This is a genomic window from Paenibacillus sp. FA6 (assembly GCF_051550225.1).
Lineage (GTDB): Bacteria > Bacillota > Bacilli > Paenibacillales > Paenibacillaceae > Paenibacillus_AQ.
This window is the reverse complement of the sequence record NZ_CP188820.1, coordinates 5,057,431-5,079,658: the sequence shown is the minus strand read 5'-3', so window position 1 is coordinate 5,079,658 and position 22,228 is coordinate 5,057,431. Positions and strand designations below refer to the sequence as shown.

Here is a 22,228-nt window from a genome sequence, read left to right as displayed (position 1 = left end):
CTTTATGGGGTCACCTCGATCGCACAGGAAACTTTCTCTTCTTGTTCACTAGGAGTTCGAGCTGTGAGTTCGTAAATTTGCTTCTCCTGTAGTCCAATGGTTTGGGTTAGCACAATGACGCGATGAGCCAGTGAAGATACAGCCATAGTCAAATGGAGTAAAATAAACAGAATGGCTACAACACTTATCAAATAGAGAAGTGAGGGCGCATAGTCGATATTGAGCAGATGGGCTAAGTAGTCGAGAATGGTAGGAAATAAAGATAATACCATCATGAATATGCTTAATAAAAGCCATAGTAATGCGTACTGCTCTCTTAACTTACGTTTGCGGATCAGATAGAGAATGCTAGCAGCAAAGGTGAGGCTGATTCCAAAACTAAACATATAAATGTTAGGATTCATAACCTAATTCCCACACTTTCTTTTTCTTCGTTTTCATAATAAGTACAGCTAGGATTACCTTGCACATGTAGTAGATGGATTTAAATGACGAAATGCTGGATACGCCGCCATGACGTGCATTCATCACGACAGGCACTTCAGTGAAAGTGCAGTAACGATTATACAGTAGCATCAACGCTTCCACTTCAGGGTAATCAGTAGGATACTCCTGAGCGAACAAAGCTATAGCTCTGCGATTACATAGACGATAGCCGGAGGTCGGATCGGTAATCTTCCGGCCGGTAAGCCTTGTTAAGAGTGTAGCTAACAGTTCAATACCGATCCTCCGGGTAAAGGTGGACTGAAAGCCGGTCTTTTCAATAAAACGTGATCCTACTACCATATCTGATTTATTCTCTATCATAGAGGCTAGTAAGGAGTTCAGATTGATGGGGTTGTGCTGGCCATCGCCATCAATCTGAACAGCGTAATCGTAATGATGATTAGCTGCATAGCGATAACCGGTCTGGACTGCACCTCCGATGCCCAAATTACAGCTCAGATTGATGACTTGTGCCCCTGCCTTCTGAGCAAGTCGGCCCGTATCATCCGTGGAACCATCATTCACAACCAGAATATCTACATAGTCTATATCTTTGTGTATTTGCGAAATAACATGTTCGATGCCTTCTTCTTCATTGTAAGCAGGGACAATAACGAGAACCTTCGGTCTGATCGAATGGATGTCTATATTGTTTAACATTTCTCTTCTCTCCTCGCTAAATATGTAGTGATGTGCGGGTGAATGATCCAGCGTAAAATGGCTGTAATAACAATACTATCCATAATGATAATTAGTGGCATGACGGTATAGTTGTAGCGAAATTCAGGTACGAAAGCCAATCTGATAACAGACATGACCATGAAAATAACCCCAAGCAGAACATAAGGCGCTCTCCATTTTCGTGTAAAGGCGGCAAGAGCAACTACTGAGAAACTGACTAAACCTAGATGTAACATATTTCTTAATAAACTAGGCAACACCGGATACAATGGTGTATGACCACTTCCAAAATACATATGGGAGTAGATGTATTTCAATTTGCCTACGGTGTACCATTTAGTGAATTTCCAAGTGTGCTCTGTAAATCCAACCTTTATTCGTTCTTTGGCAAGTTCCATCTGCGTTTTACCCTTGCGGTCAACCATGCCGTCTTCATAGTTGTTGTCCGGATAGGTTCCAGCTTGAAAAGGATTAACTTGCGTGGAGGCGATAATGACCTCATTCATTGTAATCACATTTCGAATCACCCAAGGTGTTAGTATGATGCCTGTCCCGATGCAGGTAAATAACAGAAGCCTGAGCGTAAGCCGAATATTTCTTTTCTGAAAAAAGTGTACTGCGTAGATCGGGAAAATAATGATGAGAAATTCAGAACGTATTAGTACTAAGAGCCCCACCAATGCACCACTTATTAGAGCGAACGTTTTCGTGTTTTTTTCAAACGTAATCAGCTGCAGATATACATACATTATGAGAACGAACGCCGCAAGTGTCTCGGTGAGAATTGCTCCGTTACTCCATATAAAGGGCGGGTACACAGCAGCGATAGAGAGCGCTATGAGAGCAACGAATTGCCCGCTAAGCTTTTGTGAAATTCGATAAATCATCCATAATGTCATGAGACTGATGAGTACCTGAATATAGCGGATATAAGGAAAGGGATCATTACTTTTGTAATCCACTATTTTATATATAGCTGCCATGAAAAGCGGGTATCCAGGGGTAACCTTAGCATTTGGTATCGTATCCTTATAAGCGTAAACTCCCTTTTCCAGTAGCTGCCTCACCATCAAGTCATAATGAATGGTGTCGTGAGATACATTGTGCTGGACCGACTGAATGAAATCGATTCGCAAAAAGGTGGCTAAACCGAAAATAAGAATGATTAGAACGATGAGAATGGGTTTCTTATGGGTATAAGCTTTGGATAATAAGATGGGCATGATCGACGGTTCTCCTTTAAGAAATGAATTGAACTTAAGCTATGTCTATAAGATTACTAGAGAGTTCTTAACGGATAGCTATCAAGGTCCTTAATAAATCCTTAATAAATGCTTAATAAAATCAGTATATTTGGAGTACAACGAGGAGCCTATCTATGCTACGCAAAAAAACCTCCACATTTCAGCGGAGGTTTAGTTTAATGAATGTTATGAATGGGCTGGAAATCGGGTCTCAAAAGTCGTCTTCACTCGGGAGCTCGTCACAGAAATCTCTCCGCCATGAACCTCAATAATACTTTTCGTAATGGCAAGCCCAAGTCCTGTACCGCCCGTTTCCTTCGATCTTGATTGCTCGACTCGGTAGAACCGATCAAACATATATGGTAGATCCCTTTCCGGAATTGGATTTCCATAGTTACTGATTTGAACAACAACCTGTCCATCATCTTCTTTAAGAATATGAATATCTATAACCTTGCCATCATTTCCATATTTAATGGCATTGGACAAGAGATTCTCATAAGCACGAACCAACTGGTCTCCATCAACGCGTATCGTTATAGGCTGCTCAGGTGCATGAATTCGGGCAATCATACCTGACCTTTCCATACTTGGGACAAATTCCTCAGTAAGTTGACGGAAGAAACCCGTAATATCCAATTCCCTCAGATTAAGAGGCATACCGTTGTTAATGCGTGTGTATTCAAACAAGTCATCGATCAATTTTTTTAAACTTAATGATTTATCATAGGCAATGTTTATATAATAGCGAAGCTCCACCTCACTTATATAACGGTCCTTATCAATCAGCTCCAGAAATCCCAGAATAGAGGTTAGTGGGGTTCTCAAATCATGGGATACTCCTGTTATCAGATCGTTCTTGGTCTTCTCAGCATGTCTTTCTTCTTGAATGGAATCGTATAGCTGTGCACTCATCAGATTAATACTCTCAGCTACTGCCCCTAATTCATTGTCCGATCTAACGCTGATATGGGTATTGAAATTCCCTTTAGCAATCTCATTCAGTCCCTCTTTAATTTGCTGCAAATAGCTGTTTATTTCTTCAGTAACATGGTTGATATTCAATGCAATGTTTCCAAGTTCATCCGCTGATTTCACGGGTATAGTAGTGCTTAATTTTCCTTTTGTCATTTCTACCAAAGAGTCTGCAATTTCCTGTAAGTAGTGAATAATCGGCCGACTGGTCCAAAAATAAAAAAGGAAAAATAATAGAAACCCTGAAATATACAATAAGGGCTTAGACCCAATCGTGTTAATCACCCACTTTAAGGGGGGGTTAATGGAAGGGAGTTCAATAATGTAGCTGCCCAGCGATTGACCTATCAGTAGGACCAGAGATGTTAGGATGATGCTAATCATTAAAATTAAAAGAAACTTCCATCGGATCGAATTAAAAGACTTCGTATTGACCATCAACTAGGCCTCCTTTGAAGACTTCATTTTATAGCCGATTCCCCAGACCGTCCTAATGAACCTAGGATTTTGTGGATCTTTCTCGACTTTTTCACGGAGTTTACGGATGTGGACCATCACGGTGTTTTTAGATTCCATGAAAGGCTCGTTCCACACCTCTTCATAAATTTTGTCCATGCTCAGCACAATGCCCTGATTAATAGCGAGGAACTTCAATATAGCAAATTCCCGTGGAGTCAGGTTAACCTCCTGCTCGTCAACCGTTATAGTATGGGTAGCAATATTGATAACCAATTCGTCGATGACGATCTCGTTAGCTTTGGAAGTGTGGTTGTTATTGAGTTGCTTGTATCTCCGCAGATGTGATTTAACCCGGGCCATCAAGACGAGAGGATTGAATGGCTTCGTTACATAGTCATCGGCTCCGATGCTGAGACCAGATATTTTATCAATATCCTGAGTTTTAGCAGATAGCATGATGATAGGGGTGTTATTATGTTCGCGGATTCTCATGCATGCTTGAATTCCATCCATCTTAGGCATCATCACGTCAAGAATAATCAAATCAATGGGGTGACATTGCAGTAGCTCTAGAGCTTCGAGGCCATTCGAAGCCTTATACAGAATATATCCTTCATTTTTCAAGTATATCTCCATAAGTTCGACAATTTCCTTCTCATCATCTACGAGAAGAATGGTTTCTTTGGGCATTCAATGGACACCTCTTTGTATATTTTGAATATCGTAGTGGGAGTTCGATATGATATGAACTGCACATAGCATATCATAAACGCACCTTTACATTGTTGCGTACCATATCAGGTTAACAGACAGACCTTAAGATTGTTATGTTCTAATCCTTAAGATTCACTTAACTTTTTCATGGTATAGTTCACCGTATCATTCTAACGGCATGGAGGACTAGTCATCGAATTTATTCGGTACTATTGGACGATAACATGCATATAGCATTTAGGAAAAGACCTACTTTTAATCCTAGTGAATGAAAAAAATATGGGTGCTAGTAATTCATACAATAGATGTATCGCTGAAGCAACGGGTGATTATGTAGCAAGCACTGATAGAATTGTTTGAAGTGGACAATGGAATTGACATTATTGGCACTCGTCACGGGGAAAAAATTTACGAAGTACTTCTTACTAGAGAAGAAGCGGCAAAAGCAATGAATATGGGGACTTTTACAAAATTCCTGCAGATAACCTAGATCTGAATTATGGGAAACATCTTGAAGAAGGCTCTCTCATTATATTTACATGAACAGGGTCACGAAGTCACTACCTTTTCGCGAACATCGTCCCCTTATTGCCAAAATATAAATGGCATAGATATTTTAAATCAAGCGTGTGATTTAGATCCATCAAGAGCTGTCTATCTAAATAGTTACTTACCACACGCCATTGTTGATATATTGAAAGACACCCATACTAAACTAATCCATGCCGCAACCCTGTACGGCCTCATTGGTCAACCTTCATCCTAGAAGTCTTCTATGGTTCCTCCCTCTTCACTAGTTGCTCTTGAGCAAGACGAACCATTTCCCGAACCATGGCACCACCAATTTTACCTCCAACATGGCCTACCGATTCTGAAGTCAGACCGCCATTGTCACCTGGCTGCAAAGGTACACCAAGCTCCTTAGCCACTTCGTATTTCACGTCGTCCGGTCGATTCGGATCAACGGCATATCCCTCATTCTTCATTACATTTGCTTTGAAAGTCTGCATCCCCTGTTCAACCCCTGGTACCACATATCTTCTTTTTCCTCTGGCCATCATGATGCACTCCTTCGATGTCGTTTCCCCTAACATACCCAGAGGCACATGGTTTCATCCCGATTGGAGTGTGGCAGCATCATATTTAAAATGCTTTTACTAGCTCTTAGAGCAACTGAAACAACCGCTCCCCATGGATCCGAATATATCTATACATAACACCACATAGTACTAGCATCACTATCCCTATACCTAACAAAATGAGATTTCCATTTACAGGAGATAGAAGAAGGAATATACCTAGTGGAATCACTAGACTAATGAACCCAAGAAGCATAGATACAAGGACCGCCGCACTCTGCTTAATGACGGTAACTTCACTTGTCCACTCTAGCTTTGGAAGCTTCAAATTAACAATCACGCCCATCAATGCGGAATACGAGGCATATATCAGTGGAATTATAAGTAACAGTAAACTTTCCATCCATCCCGTGCCAAGCGATACCATTAGCATCACAGAACTAATCACTAGGGCAGGTATGGTAACGGTAAGATTCACGGCAACTTTGCTAAGCAGGATAGTGTGTTTTGGCACAGGTGAGCTTGTTACAATCCACAGATGATTACCTTCAAGAGAAATGGAACTCGACGTTGTACAACTCAGAACGACAAACAAAGAAACGACCAGTGGAGCTAATGTGCTCAAATAATCAGACAATTGTGGGATTTCTATAAGTTCTCCCAACTTTTCCGGACTAGTAAATAATAATGAAATTGACATTACAAGTAATAGAATCATGCCCATCGCTGTATTCAACACATATAAGGAAGAACTAATATAGCGGCGCAGCTCCTTCTTATACAATGCACGAAATGGCGAGGTTACCCCCAAAGGTTGCATCGTATATTTACTACTTGCATGCGAGGTTGTTAAGCCAGTATGAATAGCTTTATATCTTGTGCTGAGCACAGTGGAGAATAACATAAAGACAAGTAGTGATATTACAATAAATTGAACAAGTGAACCGAGTTGATATGAACACACGGCATCTACATACATGCTCGCAAGAGGATAGAGCTTAAATATCATATCTGCCAGCTCCCTGCCCATATCAGCAAGCATTTGCTCGTCACCTTTCATCCGAAATGAACCAAGCATAAATACAATAATTACCGCGAAGGTCAATACGAGACTAATCATTCGACTAGCTCTGAAACGGGATGCAATCCAGCTAATGAGTGAGCCAATAACCGTTGCAGCAATGATGGGTAGTAACGGAATAAAGAAAAGTGTCATGAGAAAAAATAGATAGTATAACGCCCCAGGATTTACTTTTATAGCATAAACTGCTCCTGCTGGTAACATCACTATCAGAACAAAAAATAGATTCAGCACATAAAGCTGAAGAACACGACTGGCTACAACATCACTCGTCCTGATGGGCAGTGACATAAGTAGGTCGTAGTCTTTATAGCTAAACAATACACTGCTAGCCTTATAGATCGTTGTGAAGAACCCAATCACAGAAGTGACAGCCATCATAATAGCAAGCAACAGATCCATCCTACCCAGTTGTTCAAAGGTTAATGCCATTGCATAGCTATATCCAAACGAGACTACTCCTGCCATCACTATACCAATCAAAATTCCGATGCTTAATACAATTAATTTGCGTTTTTCCTTAACATCACTTGTATGCAACGCTTTATTCACACCGAATGAAGACAGCAACTGTATCTTCGTTAATCTCCATATATTAATCATTGGCTATCAGCTCCAAGAATACATCTTCAAGACTATAATCACCTTTAACGTCCTCCGTCTTGCCATGGGTAACCAACTGACCCGCTTTGATAATCGCAATCTTATTGCAGATCTTCTCCGCCACATCCAACACATGCGTTGAGAAGAAAATGGCACTCCCACTGTTGCACAGATCGGCCATGATTGTCTTTAATGTGTGGGCAGCCTTCGGATCAAGTCCAACAAAGGGCTCATCTAGTACTAACAGCTTCGGTTTATGAATGAGTGCAGAGATGATAGCAAGCTTCTGCTTCATACCATGAGAATACGATGAGATCATATCACCCAAATTCGCTGTAATCTGAAAGGCATCACCGTACTGTTGAATAAGTGACTCCCGATCTGCTAAGGATACTTTGAAAAGATCGCCAATAAAGTTCAAGTACTGTATGCCCGTAAGATGATCATACAGATCTGGGTTATCAGGAATGTAAGCCGTGTTCGCTTTGCAAGCTACAGGGTCCTTCTTAATTGAGATGCCGTCAATTTCAATATCCCCCTCTTCAAAATCAAGGACACCAACCACTGCCCGGATAGTCGTTGTCTTCCCTGCACCATTATGTCCGATAAAGCCATAAATATCGCCGCGCTCGACTACTAGATTCAAATCGTTTACTGCCTTTTTACCACCCTTATAACTTTTGGAAAAATGTCTAATTGTAAGCATTCTCTTCCACCTCTCCATTCGTCTATGTATAACTCTTAAATAACGTTAACTATAATACGTACAACCTATGCAAATCGTTCACTTACTATATCTATAATTTAAAAAGACAAAGCGACCTCACCCCGTTATAATACCGAGTAATGGTCGCTTCTTCATCATACTTTTTGATAACTATTTAACTTAATCTCAGTTAGTGGCTATTACCTATTTCACTATCATGTCCCACAAAAGGTTCGGTAAGGACGAGTTGACTCCTCAGGTAGAGTAGCGTATACAACCTGTTCTGGTGAGTGTGCATAGGGATTAGAAAGAGCATCTAGCAGTTGCTCCATGACACTGTAATCTCCATCTTTCACTGCTGCTTCTAACGCCTCTTCTACCCGATGATTTCGAGGAATAACCGCAGGGTTGCTGTTTCGCATCAACTCATGTGCTGCGTCTTTCGATTCCGGCTGTCTTTCTAGTCTCTCCTGCCACAACGTATGCCATTGAATAAATTCAGGAGTACCAGACAGAACTATATCCTCTACCGTATTAAAAGTTAAGGCAAGGAAAGTATTCGTATAGTCCGCATGATACGTATCCATCATACTGAGGAGATCCTTGATGAGCGCCTCATCCTCTAGCTCTTCATTAAATATGCCAAGTTTCGCTCTCATTCCTGCAATCCAAGTATCATAATATAGCGTAGTATATTCTGATAACGCACCCTGAGCCAGTTCGACGGCTTCAGATTGATTGTCATGAAGTAATGGCAATATGGCTTCAGCAAAGCGTGCAAGATTCCAACTACCAATATTCGGCTGATTCCCATAAGCATAGCGACCTTGTCTATCAATGGAACTAAACACCGTCGCAGGGTCATAGGTATCCATAAATGCACAAGGACCATAATCAATCGTTTCGCCACTAAGAGCCATATTATCGGTATTCATTACTCCATGAATAAAGCCAACCAATTGCCACTTTGCAATCAGTATCGCCTGACGTTTGATGATCTCCTGAAATAAATGAAGATAACGGTTCTCAACATCTTCAATCCTTCCCACATCTGGAAAGTGTCGTTGTAATGTATACTCCGCAAGAACCCGAAGATCTTCAACATTTCCCCATTGTGAAGCATACTCAAACGTACCTACACGCAAATGACTGGCAGCCACGCGAGTCATAATGGCACCTGGCAAATCATTCTCGCGAATGACCGATTCACCCGTCGTTACCACCGCTAGACTACGAGTAGTAGGAATTCCAAGGCCATGCATCGCTTCACTAATGATGTATTCGCGTAGCATCGGCCCAAGTGAGGCCCGTCCATCCCCTCCGCGAGAGTATGGCGTTCGACCTGAACCCTTTAGTTGTATGTCCAACCGTTCACCTTGGGAAGTCATATGCTCGCCAAGTAACACAGCCCGTCCATCCCCTAACATCGTGAAATTCCCAAATTGATGACCTGCGTAAGCCTGAGCAAGGGGTTCAGCCCCCTCCGGAATTCTGCTGCCAGCAAGCACCGCTACGCCTTCTTCACTTTGTAGCGCCTCAATGCTTAACCCTAAAGATGTTGCCAACTTCTCATTGAGAATAACAAGCTGTGGCGAACTTACAGGCGTTAGGTTAATACGGCTACTGAATAATTGTGGCAGACGAGCATAACTATGTTCAAAGTTCCAACCCGCCTCTAATCTTTCATCTCTCTTTGTCATTGCCATCACCTTCTTTTCATTTTTTTGAATGCTATGTATTTATCTAACCCCATATTTACATATAGAAGTCCTTTTAGGGTCTACTTCTTCCCATTTATTATACTCTTACTATGCAAAAGATGGACAAGAAAAAACAATCACAGAAAGCAACATCCGTAACCCGGATTTCTGCTTCTGTGATTGTTTAATCCACTTATGATTCCCTTCAGGACTTCGCGGATGCCATCGTCCACAGATTCAATATAATCGTGACTGCACCCAAAATAACCGTGGTCCACATTGCCCCTGATTCCAGTGAGAAAACGAAAGGTTGAATGACAAACCAAATTCCGGCGAGTAGTGAGACCCAAGTCTGCCATACAGCCCACCCTGAAGAATCCTCTTGGCACAAAGCCCAGCCAGATACAATCAACAAGACGGCTCCGACAGCAACACTGGTCCACAAGGCTCCTTCCTGATCGGAATAGTCAAAGATCCATGGTGAGATGATGAACCAGATACCAATAATAGCTGCTAATCCGTTCCTCAACTTCATGACCAACACCCCCGATAAAATACTGTACTACGACACTTACATTTTTAACGTATGCCTTTTGGAGATTGATCAGAACCAATTTATTAACAAATGTCCAGCCAGCGTGGAGGTGTACTCCCTGAAACACAGCCATTTCTCTTTGATACTCTCACATTTTTAGCATCTTTAAAAAGTCAGCATCTCCCCAGGACAGAGCGAATGAAGCGTATGATGACCTTCATCCCGTAGTACAGTGAGCAAACGATCCGTGCGTGTCTTGGAGGCATGTGCAAGAACTGTGGCCTTGCTTGGAATCCACTCCAGCATGTTTCGAACATCAGGCAAACCTTGATGGACCTTATACCGGACATGATGTACCTGAGCACCGATGTTACTCGTCTTCAACAGTAACTCGCCATGCGAGCCAGCAGCCAGATGACCTGTCAGAATAACAGCATTGTTCGCCGAGCAGGCTAGCCGCTTATAGTACCATTGCGCGGTTTCAGATTGCATCATACCGTCATCGGTAAAAATAATTGCCCCTTCCGTTCGGGATAACGCCTGCTCGCGTGCCTCTTTGTCAGCTACAATGTTCAGTCTGTCGCAGGCAAGCAGCGCCTCAATACGTGCAAGTGCATTGTCATGCAACCAATCTGGCATCTCCACAAGTTGGTGAAGCTTCTCCATGAGCGCTCGCTCCACAATTATATCTGCTTCAGGAAAGGTCTCGCTCGCCCACACGAGTAATTCCTGACCTCTACCATAGGTCGGTACGGGATAGAGCACAGTACCATTCTGCCGCAATTTCTCTCGGGTTATTCTTTCAAGTTCCTCTAGCCCGATCGCCTGAGAACCTGGGTCAGCTCCATAAGCTGCATCTATAATTGCCAAATCTGCATAGGCTTGCTGTCCCGGCAAAAGCACAGGTCGATCAGCAGCAAGTAAGCCGGACTCCTCCGTGTAATCCCCGGAAAAGTAGATCAGTTTGCCCGCCCAACTCAGCACAAACCACACCGAACCGGGAAGATGACCGCTACGGCCCCATTTCATCCGCAATCCGGGGAACACCTCCACCCAATGACCCGAAACAGATTTATCCTCCAGGTACACATAATCAATAGCAGCAATATGTCGATCATCATAAGGCAGATCAATGGACTGAGAACGAGCATAACGACTCCACGCTTCAAAATACACTGGGAGCTGTTGTGCAGTTGTACGGGTTGTCCATACCTGCCCCTTAAATCCATGCTTATATAATAACGGGATAGCCATCGAATGATCCTCATGAGCATGGGATAGAAACACTGCCTTGAGGCGAGGTAGGACTTCTTCACCTATGAGTGGATACTGGCCCCCGTGTTCTTTTTTCCCACCGCAATCCAGTAGTATGACTTGCTCTTCATGCTGCAATAAATAACAGGAGCGGCCGTGTTCTCCGGCCCCTCCCCAAACGGTTAAATGAGTCATAGGCTATTCCACTTTCTGTTTTGAACTAAGATAAGACATTGCAAGCAGTAGCGCAGTCGTTATGCCGACGGAAATAACCGCCATAGCCATTCCCATCGATACCGCCCCCTGCTCGAACTGGGCGAAGATATATGTCGCTGAAGTCTTCATGCCGGGCGGCAGAATCAGCAAGGACGCAACCAGCTCGCGATTGGATATCGTAAAGGTCATCATCCACCCTGCCAGCATTCCCGGCAACAGAAGTGGAATCAGAATCCTTCGCAGGACATACAGCTTGCGTCCGCCAAATACATGGCCCGCCTGCATTAGCATAGGATCGATCTGTCCATAGCTGGACTTCACGTATTGAACGGTGTAGGGAAGGAATAGAATGACATAGGTCAGCACCACCATGCCGTACGTATTATACAGCGGAATCGGCATCCATTTGGCATTCCACAACAGAATTAAGCCGACAACAATGACGATACCCGGCACTGTATTAGGTAATAAGCTGAACAGGTCAACGAGCTTCTGTCCCGGTGTGCGGGAGCGCTGCACGGTTAGCGCAAACCAAGTGCCTAGCACGACCGCTATCGTCGATGCAACGATCGACAAGCCAAAGCTGTTCAACAGCGCGTTCAGACTTTCCGACCCAGGAGCTAATAAATCAGTGTAATGTTGCAGCGTCAGATTGCTCCAAGCGAGTCTTTCGCCACGCAGCTTGAGTAGCGATGCTATAATAATTGAAAAGTATGGAACCCCGATCGAAGCTAATAATAGCAGACCGATATAGAGCCAGCACAGGAAGCCTCTCCAACCTTTAACGGAAGCGTATTTGTTAACAGTCCCCTTGCCACCGACCAGACGATAAGAATAACGGCTACTAATAACGCTCTGGATGTACCACATGACCAAACAAGAGGCGAGTAAGACAGAAGCAAGTGACGTTGCCTTACCGAAGTCAATCGGCCAACTTGAGATGTATTTATGGATTTCCGATGTCATGACATAAAAGCCGATCTTACGGCCAAAGGTCGCGGGCGTGCCAAATTCCGCTATCGTTTTGACGAAGATTAATAACGCACCCATGACATAACTTGATAAGAGCAGGGGAAGAACGATCCGTCTAATACGGTAAAAGAGTCCACCCCCATGCACAGCTGCTGCTTCCTCCATGTTCCCACTGATTTGGAGAAGCGAATTGCGAAGTAACAAATACAGGAAAGGAAACAGATGCAGGCCCATAATGGTAACCATCCCCCCGAAGCTGAAGAACGCAGGGGTCCAAGCTGAAGCCGCCGGGATAAATTGTTCCATATAACCGTTGGTCTGCATAAATAACATCCAGCCCATCGAACCAATGTAGGGAGGAGTCATGAACGGAATGAGTAGCACAATATCCAGCCATTTATGACGTCGCAGTTCCGTCTTCGCCATAATCCAAGCCAGCGGAAATGCTAGCACTGTTGTTAAGGCAATGACACATAACCCCAACCAGATGGAATTGAACAGTACCTCACCCAGATCGCTCTGCATGATATTACGTAGCGGCGCCTGTAAATCAAAAGTCTGGTCAGGATACAGACTCGTCCAAAAGATCATCATCAGCGGTGCTAGCACCAACATGCCAAGTAACAGCAGTGCCAGCACTAGCCAGATCCATCTATATGATTTGAAAGTATTGGTTTGCATTGTCGTACCACCCATCTAAGCCCGAACCACCGAGCTACCTATCCTACTTAAACAATTGTGTGAATCTCGTTGTAACACTATCACTGTTGTCATTCATCCACTGCCAGTCCACATTGAAAGTGGCTATCTCACTAGCATTCGTGCGATCTTTCGCCTCAACATCCGAGCGACCTGGTAGTAAGTATGCGTTAGCTACCATCTTTTGTGCCTCATCTGAAATCAGATAATCGATAAATGCTTTGGCATTGTCGGTGTTTGTGCTCGTCTTCATAATAGCTGCTGGGCGCGGGCTGATGACACTTCCTTCCTCAGGGTAAACAATATCAATAGGCTCTCCTGCGGCCTTCGCTTTATAAGCCATATAATCAACACCAGCTGCAACAACGGATTTGGCTCCTGTAATCACCGGATCGAGCGCTTCCTGATTAGCTCCAGCCATCGCTACACCATTCTGCTTATAGCTGTCAAAGAGTGTCCAACCGTTCTCCCCTGCATCACTCAGATAACCTGAGATGAAATCTAGCGCAGAGCCAGATAAGGATGGATCGGGAATATTCACTTTGCCCTTCCATTCTGGCTGGCCTAAATCTGCCCATGAAGTAGGGGGTGTCTGAACAAGCTTCGTATTATAGACGATGCCAAGTGCTGATGCACTATAGCTGAAATAATGTCCGTCTTTATCAGACCAATCCGTAATTAGTTTGTCCGCGTTGGCAGCCTCTGGGTATCCCAAGAGCATGTCATCCTGATTAAGCCCTTGCATCGCCGGCAGTGAAGCAAGTACAACAACATCTACGGCTGGATTTGATTTCTCAGCCTCCATACGGGCAAGTATTTTCCCCGTTGTCCCTTGAAACATCTCTACCTTGACACCTGTTTTGACTTCAAAGCCCTCCTTGATCTTGTTAGCCAAGCCTTCCGGACCTGCGCTGTAGACGGTTAGAGTGCCGCTCAGCTTCTTTTCCGTGTCTTGCTGCTCAACCGGTGCTGATACTGATTTTACCGGAGCTGTCTCCGCAGGTTTTGCATTGTTGCCCGCTGCTCCACAACCGACTAAACCTATTCCCATACATACTGTCAAAGCAAGCATCCTACCTTGTTTAGCAATTTTCATTTGTATTTCCCCCTATTCATAGTGCGCCGCCTGTTCAGACTGGCATGATTCAGAACTTACATTAACGAATCGAATAACTTATAGTGTGAGTTCAAAAAGTCGATTTTCCAGCACCGAGAAGACCGGCTGAATTCAATCTTCGACGTCGATTAGGCCTCTTGATATGCTTCGTGATCAAAAGATGACTTTTTGAACAACCTCTTATAACACGACATCATGTACATGTTCTGGAGATACATATACTTGCATCGTCTCACCGATTGACAACCGGGAAGGAGAGTACGCTGTCCATATTCCAAGATCCTTATGCATATCCAGCTCAACTTCATAGCGATCTCCCATGTAGCTGGCATGACGTAACGTACCCTCAAAGCGATGATCAGCGGTGTTCTCCTCCCTCCAGCGGATATGCTCGGGTCGAACCATTCTTTTATCCTTCATCAGCCAATTCGACTTGCCTATGAACTGGGCGACGAAGGGATGTGCTGGGGCGCTGTAAATACGCTCAGGCGTCCCTCGTTGTAATATTTCTCCCTCTTTCAACACCACGACCTCATCCGACATACTCATCGCTTCTGTCTGGTCATGTGTGACATAGAGTGCTGTAACACCGGTCTCCTTGACTAAATGCAACAGCTCTGCCCGCATCTCATCGCGCAGCATAGCATCAAGGGCGCTGAGCGGCTCATCGAACAGCACGAGCTGTGGCTTCATTATGATCGCCCTAGCAAATGCCACCCGCTGCTGCTGACCACCAGAGAGCTGATGCGGAAATCGCATCTCTTTACCTTCCAGTCGTACGGTTTTCAGCGCATGAAGTACGGACTCCTTTAAGCCTTTTTTCCTTTTGGCTGCGCGCAGGCCAAAAGCGACATTTTCAAAAACAGTCATATGCGGCCAAAGTGCAAAATCCTGAAATACCATCCCAAAATTGCGCTGGTGAGTTGGCTTATTAATTCGTTGATTCTTCGAATAATAGCACTCTCCATCCACATGAATCTCACCTGCATCGGGAGTTTCAAGTCCAGCCAGCATCCGTAGCAGTGTTGTCTTGCCGCAGCCTGAAGGACCAAGTAGCGTAGTGAAGCTGCCTTTGGCAATCGTCAGGTTTGAAGGGCGTAGCGCCTGAACTGAACCAAAGGACTTCTCTAAAAGCCGGATAGTGATATCTCCCATTTTTGTTAACCTGCCTATTCTTTTAACTTATATCAGTCTTGTTATCAGTATAATGGTGGATTATTCTCCCTTTGTCTTAGCTATGTAAAGGAAAGATTAACTTTTTAGTGGATTTGTTTTAACATTCATCGAATTTTTCTATGCTACAGTGAGTGGATAAAGCGGAATTGGAGGCGTTAGCACATGAATTTGCTGAAATACCAAATTGTTGAGCTTCTGGAAAAGCATAAGAAAATCACAACGGTTGCCAACGCACTGGAACTAAAGCAGCCGACCATCACTTATCATATGAAAAAGTTGGAGCAGCATATGGGCGTCAAACTGTTTGAGTCGCGTTCGGACAAGACCCTACTCACTGCACCTGGGAGGGCTCTACTCCATTATGCCTCCCGCATCAACAAGTTGACCCGTGAAGCAGAACGTGTCGTGATGGAATATGGCAGTCTCGCAAGAGGTAATCTCACCATTGGTGCCAGCTATGTTCCGGCCACCTACGTGTTACCGGAGATACTGAGTGATTTCTCCAAGGCGAATCCCGGCATAGAATTATCGGTACTGGTTAAGCCAGCGCCGATTATTAAAGAGATGCTTTGGAATCATGAGATTGATTTGGGGATCATGTCCTCTGAGCCTTTTGAGATGTCTTTCTTATCTACTCAGAGCCTCTGCGAGGATGAGCTGGTTGTCATTTTTTCACCTGATCATCATTTGGCTTCCTATGAAGTGCTCAATCCGGGCTTGATAGCGACGGCTAATTTTGTTCTTCATGGCAAAGACTCAAGTACAAGGGAAATGACAACGAGGTGGCTGAACGATCACCAGGTTGGTCTGATTGGTCCGATCGAGCTAGATTCGATCGAAGCCATCAAGCAGACCGTGCAACGGGCCGGACATATTGCCTTTATTTCAGGTCTGGCTGTACAAGATGAGCTTAAGCGAGGACACTTGCTCATGCGACAAATACCTAATGCCCATTTCCAGCGTTCCATCTATTGCTGCTATAACAAGGATCGTTATGAATCCCAATTGACCGAGAAATTTATTGATGCACTACATCTAGGTTTTAAAAATTCTCATCTCTCATCTATTAATTATTGGAATAATTAACAAAACCAGTATCCTTATTTGGTATCTTCATGACAATGGACCTTTAGAGTAGTAATTGTAATCCCATTCATGAATAGGAGTTGAGAGGATGAAACATTGGTTGGCAAAAGCAAGTGCAATGTTCCTGAGCGCGACACTGTTGGTATCGGTATTGCAGGCAAGTGAGACAGTTCAGGCGAAAGGACAGGAGGCTAACATGGTTCCATCCTACGAGGTCAAGCTGCTGCTGGATTCTACACAAGTATTGGATGGGAGTCATCTACTGACCCCTGCTATACTGTCCGAATTCAATCTATCCAGTCCTAAGCAGGCTAATGTCGAGTACTTTGATACCAACAACCTAAATCTCGATGGTAGTGGCTGGAACGTTCGTTTTCGCAAAAAGGAAAGTAAAGACAACTACGAGTTAAACTATAAAAAACGATATGCGATTCAAAATGGCGATATCGGAGCTGCTTTGACCCTTGCGAATAGTGAAGGCTTTGATATTACGGATGATAATTATGAGGCTGAGGTAGATTGGGGATATGGCAAGCAAACCTTAAGCATATCGCTGGACAAAAAGGTCAGCACTTCATTAAATGGCGCCTTAGGACTTCCATCAGAAGCAGTTACCCGCGGGCTACTACTGGACAAGTTACCCGGCAAGTTGAAAGACTGGGGCGCCAGCAATTGGGGCAAGACACAGCTTCAAAATACCCGCGCTTACGGCCCTGTACTTACCAGTAAATACGAAGGTAGCTGGAATGGGCTAGAGGTAGATGTAGAAATATGGCCGATACGTGATGCAGCCGGAACAGGCATTGAGCCACTTGTAGAAATATCGTTCAAAACAGCGGATTATAACACTGCCAGCATTAACCGTACAGCACTTATTAACAGCTTAAACGATAAAGGCTGGCTCATTCCGGCAGACGGGCTAAAAACCCAATTAATGCTGAATCGTTACTAGCCCAGTTCCATCGTCTACCGCTCCACAGGCAGGTTCATTTCCTTAATGGGATATTTGGATGTGGTAAGAGGAAAGGACTACTGAAGATATCCTCAGTAGTCCTTTTATAATAAGGAGTCGCAATTGTCCAACCCGCCCCCCCTCTGCTATTCTTAGTATTACAAGCAAGTACCGAAACCAGAGGAGACAAGGCGGACATGAAATCAAAAAGAGCAATGATTGAACGGAGAAACGCCGAGCGACGCGTACGCCGAGAACAGAAAAGGAACCCACCTGGGCTATTATCCAAACTGTTCGACCGGATATTGAAGCCGGTACAGGTGTTGTTTATTGTCTCCCTTTTCGTCGCTGCTATCTACCCTTGGTTCATGAAACTCGTCCCCGGTCTAGAAGGCACAGAGTTGATCGCTTACACAGCTGAACGGATTGCTACCTTCCTGCTTTTTGGTATCCTGGTCACCGGCTCCATAGTAGGAACGTGGCTCCTCTTTAAGCGGACGGACGGCTTACCCAGCAAAGTTCGCAAGAAACCGGACAGCAAGCGGACGCAAATCATGAAAGCCGTTGTGCTTCTATTCTTTGCTCTAGTTTTTGTTGTATCATCCATCATCTGCTGGGCCCAGTTAAAGGCTATGGCGAGAATAGGGCAGTTCCTGCTGAACTAAGGTTTGACCAATGAAATGGCCTTTAGTGCAATACTAATGTCATTATCCAGATTAAGAAGGTTGCCCCGCAAATAATAATTTCAGCAAAGTGTATCAGCATCACCTTATCATCACCCTGGTTCGCTTGACGAATTCCGAAGAAATGACAATGCTGAATGATATAAATAAACCCACAAGCAAAAACTAATTCAGCTAAGAACCAAGCCCCATCTGGTAAACTCATGACATAGTTGGAATTACCACTTGTCCCCAGACTCAGTTCAAATCCGAAATGCTTAGATAACATAAATGACAAGACAATCATAATAAAAAGGATCAGCGCTAAGCTGAAGGGATGTTCTCTGTAATCGATCTGTCGCAGTAAATACCGAATTTTATGACTTTTGGGTTGAATGTCCTCCCCCTCTTTATCCTCGCCCTCATCCTTCATAATATAAAGAAACGAAAATCCGAGAAATCCCAAGAACAGAATGGGTTGCAGCAGACTGACCGCCACCCCGAAATCAAAAATAGATATGATGACCAGCGTAACAAGAAAAAAAACAATCAGTCTGCCTCCAACCTTCTCCTTTTGTCTCCACATCTTATTGATGAAAACCCGATTATCCTTGCCTGTTCCTGAATCATTATTTATGGTCTGAGTAACCCGCCTTCTTTCATGCTGGATGATCAAATACGCAATAATCGTCAAGCATATTCCGAGAACTAGATAGATATATGTTTCTTTCGAATAGGTAACATACGAATCATAAGTATCTACGACCCAGAGACCATCCGAAACAATAATGAGTAAGCCAATAATCAAAATATAAGGAGCCGCTTTATAAATCATTATCCTCTACTCCTTTTTTTATTTATAGTATCAGTAATTTTAAAAGAACCCCCTCAATTTACGAGGAGGCGCTTACTGATATCGTTCATAAAGTTGGTGAAAATCCGATGAAGGCTGCAAGCCAAGTTCTTGAAGCAGTAATTGCGTATAGTGCTCATAATAGTTATGTAGGGACTGCCGATCTCCCATCGCGCCGAGTATATTCAGTAACAGCAAATTGGACTCTTCTTCATATTCATTACGGGCTACTATTCTTCTCGCAATTTGCTCTGCTTCTCTAAATCGCTTCTGTACTAGTAGCCAGTTCGCAAGACTCTTAGCAAAAAATTGGTACACAGTCACTAACCGCTCATGTTCTACAATGGCCCACACGTAAAGTTTATCCTCAAACAACTCGCCAAAAAACTGTTTCTCCAACTCTATGGCCTTCGTTCCATTTGCTTCATTGAGTTCGGATAACTCCTCCACCCCTTGTTCGAATTGAATAAAGTCGACATCGGTTTGATCCAAGTCTACACGGTACTGTTCTTGCGCTGAAATGACCATTTCCTTGAATCCATGCATCGATAACACTTTCCTAAGCTGATAGACGATGGTATTGAGATACGCTTCCGCATTCTTAAGGGGCATCCCCGGAAAGATATCTTCCAAAATTCGAATTTTAGCTACACTTCGGCCTCGATAAACGAGTAGATAGGCGAATAGCTCCATGCTTTTCTTAGACATCCATTTCACTACGCCTGCTTGCTCACTACTAGCCTCGAAGCAACCCATTCCCCGAACAACCAGCTTATTAAGTGTGAGGTTGGTAGCAGTATCGGAAGAAGAGGCACTCCGTCTAATAGCTGCTCTATTCATCGTCTCCGTCAGACGCCTTCTGGAAATCGGCTTAACCATATAGTCCAATGGATACACATCGTAAGCTTCAATAGCAAAATCCGCATGGGAGGTTGTAAACACGATGTCGAGATCAACACGAATCGAACGCAAGCTACGGGCCAACTCCAATCCATCGTCCGCAGCAATCTGAATGTCCAAGAATGCGAGATCCACATCGCTGTCCCGTACGAAGGTTAACACCTCTGCCGCATTCTGGAAGCTTCCGACAAGTTCCACATCTTCGATATCCGACAGCAATCGTTTCATAGCCAACAACATGGCTGGCTCATCATCAACGATGAGAACTTTCATCACTCTGCTCCGCCTTTCATAGTGAAGTGAAATACGCTTCCTTGCCCTAGTGTGCTCTCCGCCCATAAACTTCCGCCACTTAGCTGCACGAACTGCCGACTTACGAGCAGTCCAAGTCCCGCTCCCTTTTCTCCCATAGTGCCAGCCAGTGAGTTGAGCTCCTTCTCAGCAAATAGCTGACGAACCTGCTCCTCTTCCATCCCCACCCCGTTATCGCCGATGGAAACAGTAACCATATCCCCTGATAACCCGGCATACACATGAACTGAACCGCCCAATCCGGTAAATTTGATGGCGTTGGATAATAAATTCCGGATGATTAAGCCAATCGCTTCACGGTCAGCATATACTTGAGTGCCTGAGGGAATCGTGTGATTCACGCTTATCTGTTTAGCCTCACTTTTAATATGTAGCATATGACAACAATCCTCCACAACCTCAGACAACTCCAATAACTGTGGACGAAGTGCCATGTCTTCCCGCTGACTGCGGAACCATTCTAACAAATTATTAGCCATGCCAAGTGTATTACGAATCTGGTCACCTAGCGTCTCAATGATTTCCCGATGATCCGGATCGAAACGCTCTCTATCTTCTTCCAACAACTCAACGAGTTGAAATTGCAACGCTAATGGACTACGAATATCATGCGACACGATCGTAAACAGCTGATCCTTCAACTGGTTGAGCTGTGCAACCTGCTCTAGATGCCGCTCTTTCTCCGTAATATCAACCATAAGGGAAATACTGCCCTGCCCCTGCTTACCTAATATACGTAGCGGATATACGTTCACGCTGTAAACCTTTCTTTCTGCATCCACCCAAGTAGCAATCTCTACACGCCCCTGTTGCATGGACTTGCACAGCTTATACCATTCCGGCCAAGGCGCCAGTAGCTCCACCATATTCCGACCGTAAATAGTATCATACCCCATCTCTGAGAACCATTGGGAAGCCTGTTTGTTGCTGTCGATAATTCTACCCGAAGCATTCGCTATCACAATACTTTCCTGCAGCGTATCAAGCACAATATTCCTAGCAATCGGAACGGTAGAGAAGAACTTAATCCGCAGCGTAATGACCAGCATAATCGTTCCGATAATTCCACAGTAAACCGAGAACGAAAGTAACCAGGACGACCATTCGGGATTCGTGAATTTTAGTATCTCAAGCACAAGCGGAAATGAACTCAGAAACAGAATCAACATCCCTGGTCTACGAAAATCGCTACGGATATTCCGTACATACTGTAATAGAATATAAAGACATATAGCCAGGATGCAGTAACAAGTGACTGAGAAAGCGACTGAATAGATGGTCCTCGTCGTGACTAAATGACCGTTATACAGTTCAATCGTACGATAAATCACATGAAGCACAGGATCGAACCACGACAGCAGCGACCAGAGCGCGAATACCGAGAACAGCATGATCTTCCATCGAAGCTTTAATATTTTGTCGCGACCAATCAAGTGATACACGAATAGGATAAAGAAAGGTACGATAAAATTAAGCGCTGTATTCTGAATATTGCGAAAAAGAAGCTTTTCCATTAATTCATAGCTGCTTTTCTCCATAATGATACCAATGGAGTAAATAATCCGGCACACGATTAAGCCCATGAGGTAACTTACTCCGCGTTCTCTTCTAAACCTATACATAAAAAATAAAATGATGCCCATCATGATCAACGATGCAATCATCAAAACAAGCTCTATAATAGGATCCATGGGGTAGTTCCCCTTAAGTTTGACGTAAAAAGATGAATAAATTTATCCTCGATTCTCTCAATATAGTATACGAAA

21 protein-coding genes are annotated in these 22,228 nt (G+C 43.9%); 4 read left to right on the top strand and 17 right to left on the bottom strand.

The window, feature by feature from the left end:
• Nucleotides 1–2: 2 nt before the first annotated feature.
• From ACP8HI_RS23075 to ACP8HI_RS23055, 5 genes are all read right to left on the bottom strand, one after another.
• A complete protein-coding gene (locus ACP8HI_RS23075) occupies nucleotides 3–404 on the bottom strand; it encodes a DUF2304 domain-containing protein (protein WP_438348455.1) in 402 nt (133 codons plus the stop codon).
• A complete protein-coding gene (locus ACP8HI_RS23070) occupies nucleotides 394–1,146 on the bottom strand; it encodes a glycosyltransferase family 2 protein (protein ID WP_438348454.1) in 753 nt (250 codons plus the stop codon). The genes ACP8HI_RS23075 and ACP8HI_RS23070 overlap by 11 nt, the downstream gene beginning before the upstream one ends.
• Nucleotides 1,140–2,390: an ArnT family glycosyltransferase gene (locus tag ACP8HI_RS23065; protein WP_438348453.1), complete on the bottom strand. Its 1,251-nt coding sequence runs from the start codon at nucleotides 2,388–2,390 to the stop codon at nucleotides 1,140–1,142. Before ACP8HI_RS23065 ends, ACP8HI_RS23070 begins: the two co-directional genes overlap by 7 nt.
• A 207-nt stretch (nucleotides 2,391–2,597) precedes the next feature.
• Nucleotides 2,598–3,824 (bottom strand): ATP-binding protein, encoded by a 1,227-nt coding sequence (locus tag ACP8HI_RS23060; RefSeq protein ID WP_438348452.1) that lies wholly within the window; start codon nucleotides 3,822–3,824, stop codon nucleotides 2,598–2,600.
• A gap of 3 nt (nucleotides 3,825–3,827) precedes the next feature.
• A complete protein-coding gene (locus ACP8HI_RS23055) occupies nucleotides 3,828–4,535 on the bottom strand; it encodes a response regulator transcription factor (protein WP_438348451.1) in 708 nt (235 codons plus the stop codon).
• Between the two features lie 385 nt (nucleotides 4,536–4,920).
• Between ACP8HI_RS23055 and ACP8HI_RS23050 the strand changes: the two genes are divergently transcribed.
• Complete coding sequence (locus ACP8HI_RS23050) at nucleotides 4,921–5,049, top strand: polysaccharide biosynthesis protein (RefSeq protein WP_438351956.1); 129 nt, start codon at nucleotides 4,921–4,923, stop codon at nucleotides 5,047–5,049.
• A 283-nt stretch (nucleotides 5,050–5,332) separates the two neighbouring features.
• Here ACP8HI_RS23050 and ACP8HI_RS23045 read toward each other — a convergent pair whose 3' ends face one another.
• From ACP8HI_RS23045 to ACP8HI_RS23005, 9 genes are all read right to left on the bottom strand, one after another.
• Nucleotides 5,333–5,620: an alpha/beta-type small acid-soluble spore protein gene (locus ACP8HI_RS23045; protein ID WP_438348450.1), complete on the bottom strand. Its 288-nt coding sequence runs from the start codon at nucleotides 5,618–5,620 to the stop codon at nucleotides 5,333–5,335.
• 103 nt (nucleotides 5,621–5,723) lie between these two features.
• A complete protein-coding gene (locus ACP8HI_RS23040) occupies nucleotides 5,724–7,322 on the bottom strand; it encodes a hypothetical protein (protein ID WP_438348449.1) in 1,599 nt (532 codons plus the stop codon).
• Complete coding sequence (locus ACP8HI_RS23035) at nucleotides 7,315–8,028, bottom strand: ABC transporter ATP-binding protein (protein WP_438348448.1); 714 nt, start codon at nucleotides 8,026–8,028, stop codon at nucleotides 7,315–7,317. The genes ACP8HI_RS23040 and ACP8HI_RS23035 overlap by 8 nt, the downstream gene beginning before the upstream one ends.
• A gap of 215 nt (nucleotides 8,029–8,243) precedes the next feature.
• Entirely contained in the window at nucleotides 8,244–9,728 is a 1,485-nt protein-coding gene (locus ACP8HI_RS23030) for a protein adenylyltransferase SelO (RefSeq protein WP_438348447.1), read from the bottom strand.
• 205 nt (nucleotides 9,729–9,933) lie between these two features.
• Nucleotides 9,934–10,263 carry an SPW repeat protein gene (locus ACP8HI_RS23025; protein WP_438348446.1) on the bottom strand — a complete coding sequence of 110 codons (330 nt, stop codon included), beginning with the start codon at nucleotides 10,261–10,263 and terminating at the stop codon, nucleotides 9,934–9,936.
• Between the two features lie 165 nt (nucleotides 10,264–10,428).
• Complete coding sequence (locus tag ACP8HI_RS23020) at nucleotides 10,429–11,712, bottom strand: MBL fold metallo-hydrolase (protein WP_438348445.1); 1,284 nt, start codon at nucleotides 11,710–11,712, stop codon at nucleotides 10,429–10,431.
• Nucleotides 11,713–11,715: 3 nt separating this feature from the next.
• Nucleotides 11,716–13,386, bottom strand: a complete 1,671-nt coding sequence (locus ACP8HI_RS23015; protein WP_438348444.1) for an ABC transporter permease — start codon at nucleotides 13,384–13,386, stop codon at nucleotides 11,716–11,718.
• Nucleotides 13,387–13,429: 43 nt separating this feature from the next.
• Nucleotides 13,430–14,500 (bottom strand): ABC transporter substrate-binding protein, encoded by a 1,071-nt coding sequence (locus tag ACP8HI_RS23010; RefSeq protein ID WP_438348443.1) that lies wholly within the window; start codon nucleotides 14,498–14,500, stop codon nucleotides 13,430–13,432.
• A gap of 201 nt (nucleotides 14,501–14,701) precedes the next feature.
• Complete coding sequence (locus ACP8HI_RS23005; RefSeq protein ID WP_438348442.1) at nucleotides 14,702–15,676, bottom strand: ABC transporter ATP-binding protein; 975 nt, start codon at nucleotides 15,674–15,676, stop codon at nucleotides 14,702–14,704.
• Nucleotides 15,677–15,859: 183 nt separating this feature from the next.
• Between ACP8HI_RS23005 and ACP8HI_RS23000 the strand changes: the two genes are divergently transcribed.
• The 3 genes from ACP8HI_RS23000 to ACP8HI_RS22990 all read left to right on the top strand — a co-directional run bounded on the left by ACP8HI_RS23000 (nucleotide 15,860) and on the right by ACP8HI_RS22990 (nucleotide 18,400).
• Nucleotides 15,860–16,783, top strand: a complete 924-nt coding sequence (locus tag ACP8HI_RS23000; RefSeq protein ID WP_438348441.1) for a LysR substrate-binding domain-containing protein — start codon at nucleotides 15,860–15,862, stop codon at nucleotides 16,781–16,783.
• Between the two features lie 88 nt (nucleotides 16,784–16,871).
• A complete protein-coding gene (locus ACP8HI_RS22995; RefSeq protein ID WP_438348440.1) occupies nucleotides 16,872–17,735 on the top strand; it encodes a hypothetical protein in 864 nt (287 codons plus the stop codon).
• A 197-nt stretch (nucleotides 17,736–17,932) separates the two neighbouring features.
• Nucleotides 17,933–18,400: a hypothetical protein gene (locus ACP8HI_RS22990; RefSeq protein ID WP_438348439.1), complete on the top strand. Its 468-nt coding sequence runs from the start codon at nucleotides 17,933–17,935 to the stop codon at nucleotides 18,398–18,400.
• 22 nt (nucleotides 18,401–18,422) lie between these two features.
• Here ACP8HI_RS22990 and ACP8HI_RS22985 read toward each other — a convergent pair whose 3' ends face one another.
• The 3 genes from ACP8HI_RS22985 to ACP8HI_RS22975 all read right to left on the bottom strand — a co-directional run bounded on the left by ACP8HI_RS22985 (nucleotide 18,423) and on the right by ACP8HI_RS22975 (nucleotide 22,153).
• Nucleotides 18,423–19,232, bottom strand: coding sequence for a hypothetical protein (locus tag ACP8HI_RS22985; protein WP_438348438.1), 810 nt, complete (start codon nucleotides 19,230–19,232; stop codon nucleotides 18,423–18,425).
• Nucleotides 19,233–19,304: 72 nt separating this feature from the next.
• Nucleotides 19,305–20,423, bottom strand: a complete 1,119-nt coding sequence (locus ACP8HI_RS22980; RefSeq protein ID WP_438351955.1) for a response regulator — start codon at nucleotides 20,421–20,423, stop codon at nucleotides 19,305–19,307.
• Nucleotides 20,423–22,153, bottom strand: coding sequence for an ATP-binding protein (locus ACP8HI_RS22975; protein ID WP_438348437.1), 1,731 nt, complete (start codon nucleotides 22,151–22,153; stop codon nucleotides 20,423–20,425). The genes ACP8HI_RS22980 and ACP8HI_RS22975 overlap by 1 nt, the downstream gene beginning before the upstream one ends.
• Between the last annotated feature and the right edge of the window lie 75 nt (nucleotides 22,154–22,228).

Excerpts from the sequence above, each read along its gene's own strand:
- ACP8HI_RS22975 (WP_438348437.1), bottom strand. The coding sequence starts at position 22,153 with ATGGATCCTATTATAGAGCTTGTTTTGATGATTGCATCGTTGATCATG.
- ACP8HI_RS22985 (WP_438348438.1), bottom strand. The coding sequence starts at position 19,232 with ATGATTTATAAAGCGGCTCCTTATATTTTGATTATTGGCTTACTCATT.
- ACP8HI_RS23000 (WP_438348441.1), top strand. The coding sequence starts at position 15,860 with ATGAATTTGCTGAAATACCAAATTGTTGAGCTTCTGGAAAAGCATAAG.
- ACP8HI_RS23010 (WP_438348443.1), bottom strand. The coding sequence starts at position 14,500 with ATGAAAATTGCTAAACAAGGTAGGATGCTTGCTTTGACAGTATGTATG.
- ACP8HI_RS22990 (WP_438348439.1), top strand. The coding sequence starts at position 17,933 with ATGAAATCAAAAAGAGCAATGATTGAACGGAGAAACGCCGAGCGACGC.
- ACP8HI_RS23005 (WP_438348442.1), bottom strand. The coding sequence starts at position 15,676 with ATGGGAGATATCACTATCCGGCTTTTAGAGAAGTCCTTTGGTTCAGTT.
- ACP8HI_RS22980 (WP_438351955.1), bottom strand. The coding sequence starts at position 20,423 with ATGAAAGTTCTCATCGTTGATGATGAGCCAGCCATGTTGTTGGCTATG.
- ACP8HI_RS23075 (WP_438348455.1), bottom strand. The coding sequence starts at position 404 with ATGAATCCTAACATTTATATGTTTAGTTTTGGAATCAGCCTCACCTTT.
- ACP8HI_RS23055 (WP_438348451.1), bottom strand. The coding sequence starts at position 4,535 with ATGCCCAAAGAAACCATTCTTCTCGTAGATGATGAGAAGGAAATTGTC.
- ACP8HI_RS23030 (WP_438348447.1), bottom strand. The coding sequence starts at position 9,728 with ATGACAAAGAGAGATGAAAGATTAGAGGCGGGTTGGAACTTTGAACAT.
- ACP8HI_RS23060 (WP_438348452.1), bottom strand. The coding sequence starts at position 3,824 with ATGGTCAATACGAAGTCTTTTAATTCGATCCGATGGAAGTTTCTTTTA.
- ACP8HI_RS23035 (WP_438348448.1), bottom strand. The coding sequence starts at position 8,028 with ATGCTTACAATTAGACATTTTTCCAAAAGTTATAAGGGTGGTAAAAAG.
- ACP8HI_RS23040 (WP_438348449.1), bottom strand. The coding sequence starts at position 7,322 with ATGATTAATATATGGAGATTAACGAAGATACAGTTGCTGTCTTCATTC.
- ACP8HI_RS23015 (WP_438348444.1), bottom strand. The coding sequence starts at position 13,386 with ATGCAAACCAATACTTTCAAATCATATAGATGGATCTGGCTAGTGCTG.
- ACP8HI_RS23070 (WP_438348454.1), bottom strand. The coding sequence starts at position 1,146 with ATGTTAAACAATATAGACATCCATTCGATCAGACCGAAGGTTCTCGTT.
- ACP8HI_RS23020 (WP_438348445.1), bottom strand. The coding sequence starts at position 11,712 with ATGACTCATTTAACCGTTTGGGGAGGGGCCGGAGAACACGGCCGCTCC.
- ACP8HI_RS23045 (WP_438348450.1), bottom strand. The coding sequence starts at position 5,620 with ATGATGGCCAGAGGAAAAAGAAGATATGTGGTACCAGGGGTTGAACAG.
- ACP8HI_RS23065 (WP_438348453.1), bottom strand. The coding sequence starts at position 2,390 with ATGCCCATCTTATTATCCAAAGCTTATACCCATAAGAAACCCATTCTC.
- ACP8HI_RS23025 (WP_438348446.1), bottom strand. The coding sequence starts at position 10,263 with ATGAAGTTGAGGAACGGATTAGCAGCTATTATTGGTATCTGGTTCATC.
- ACP8HI_RS22995 (WP_438348440.1), top strand. The coding sequence starts at position 16,872 with ATGAAACATTGGTTGGCAAAAGCAAGTGCAATGTTCCTGAGCGCGACA.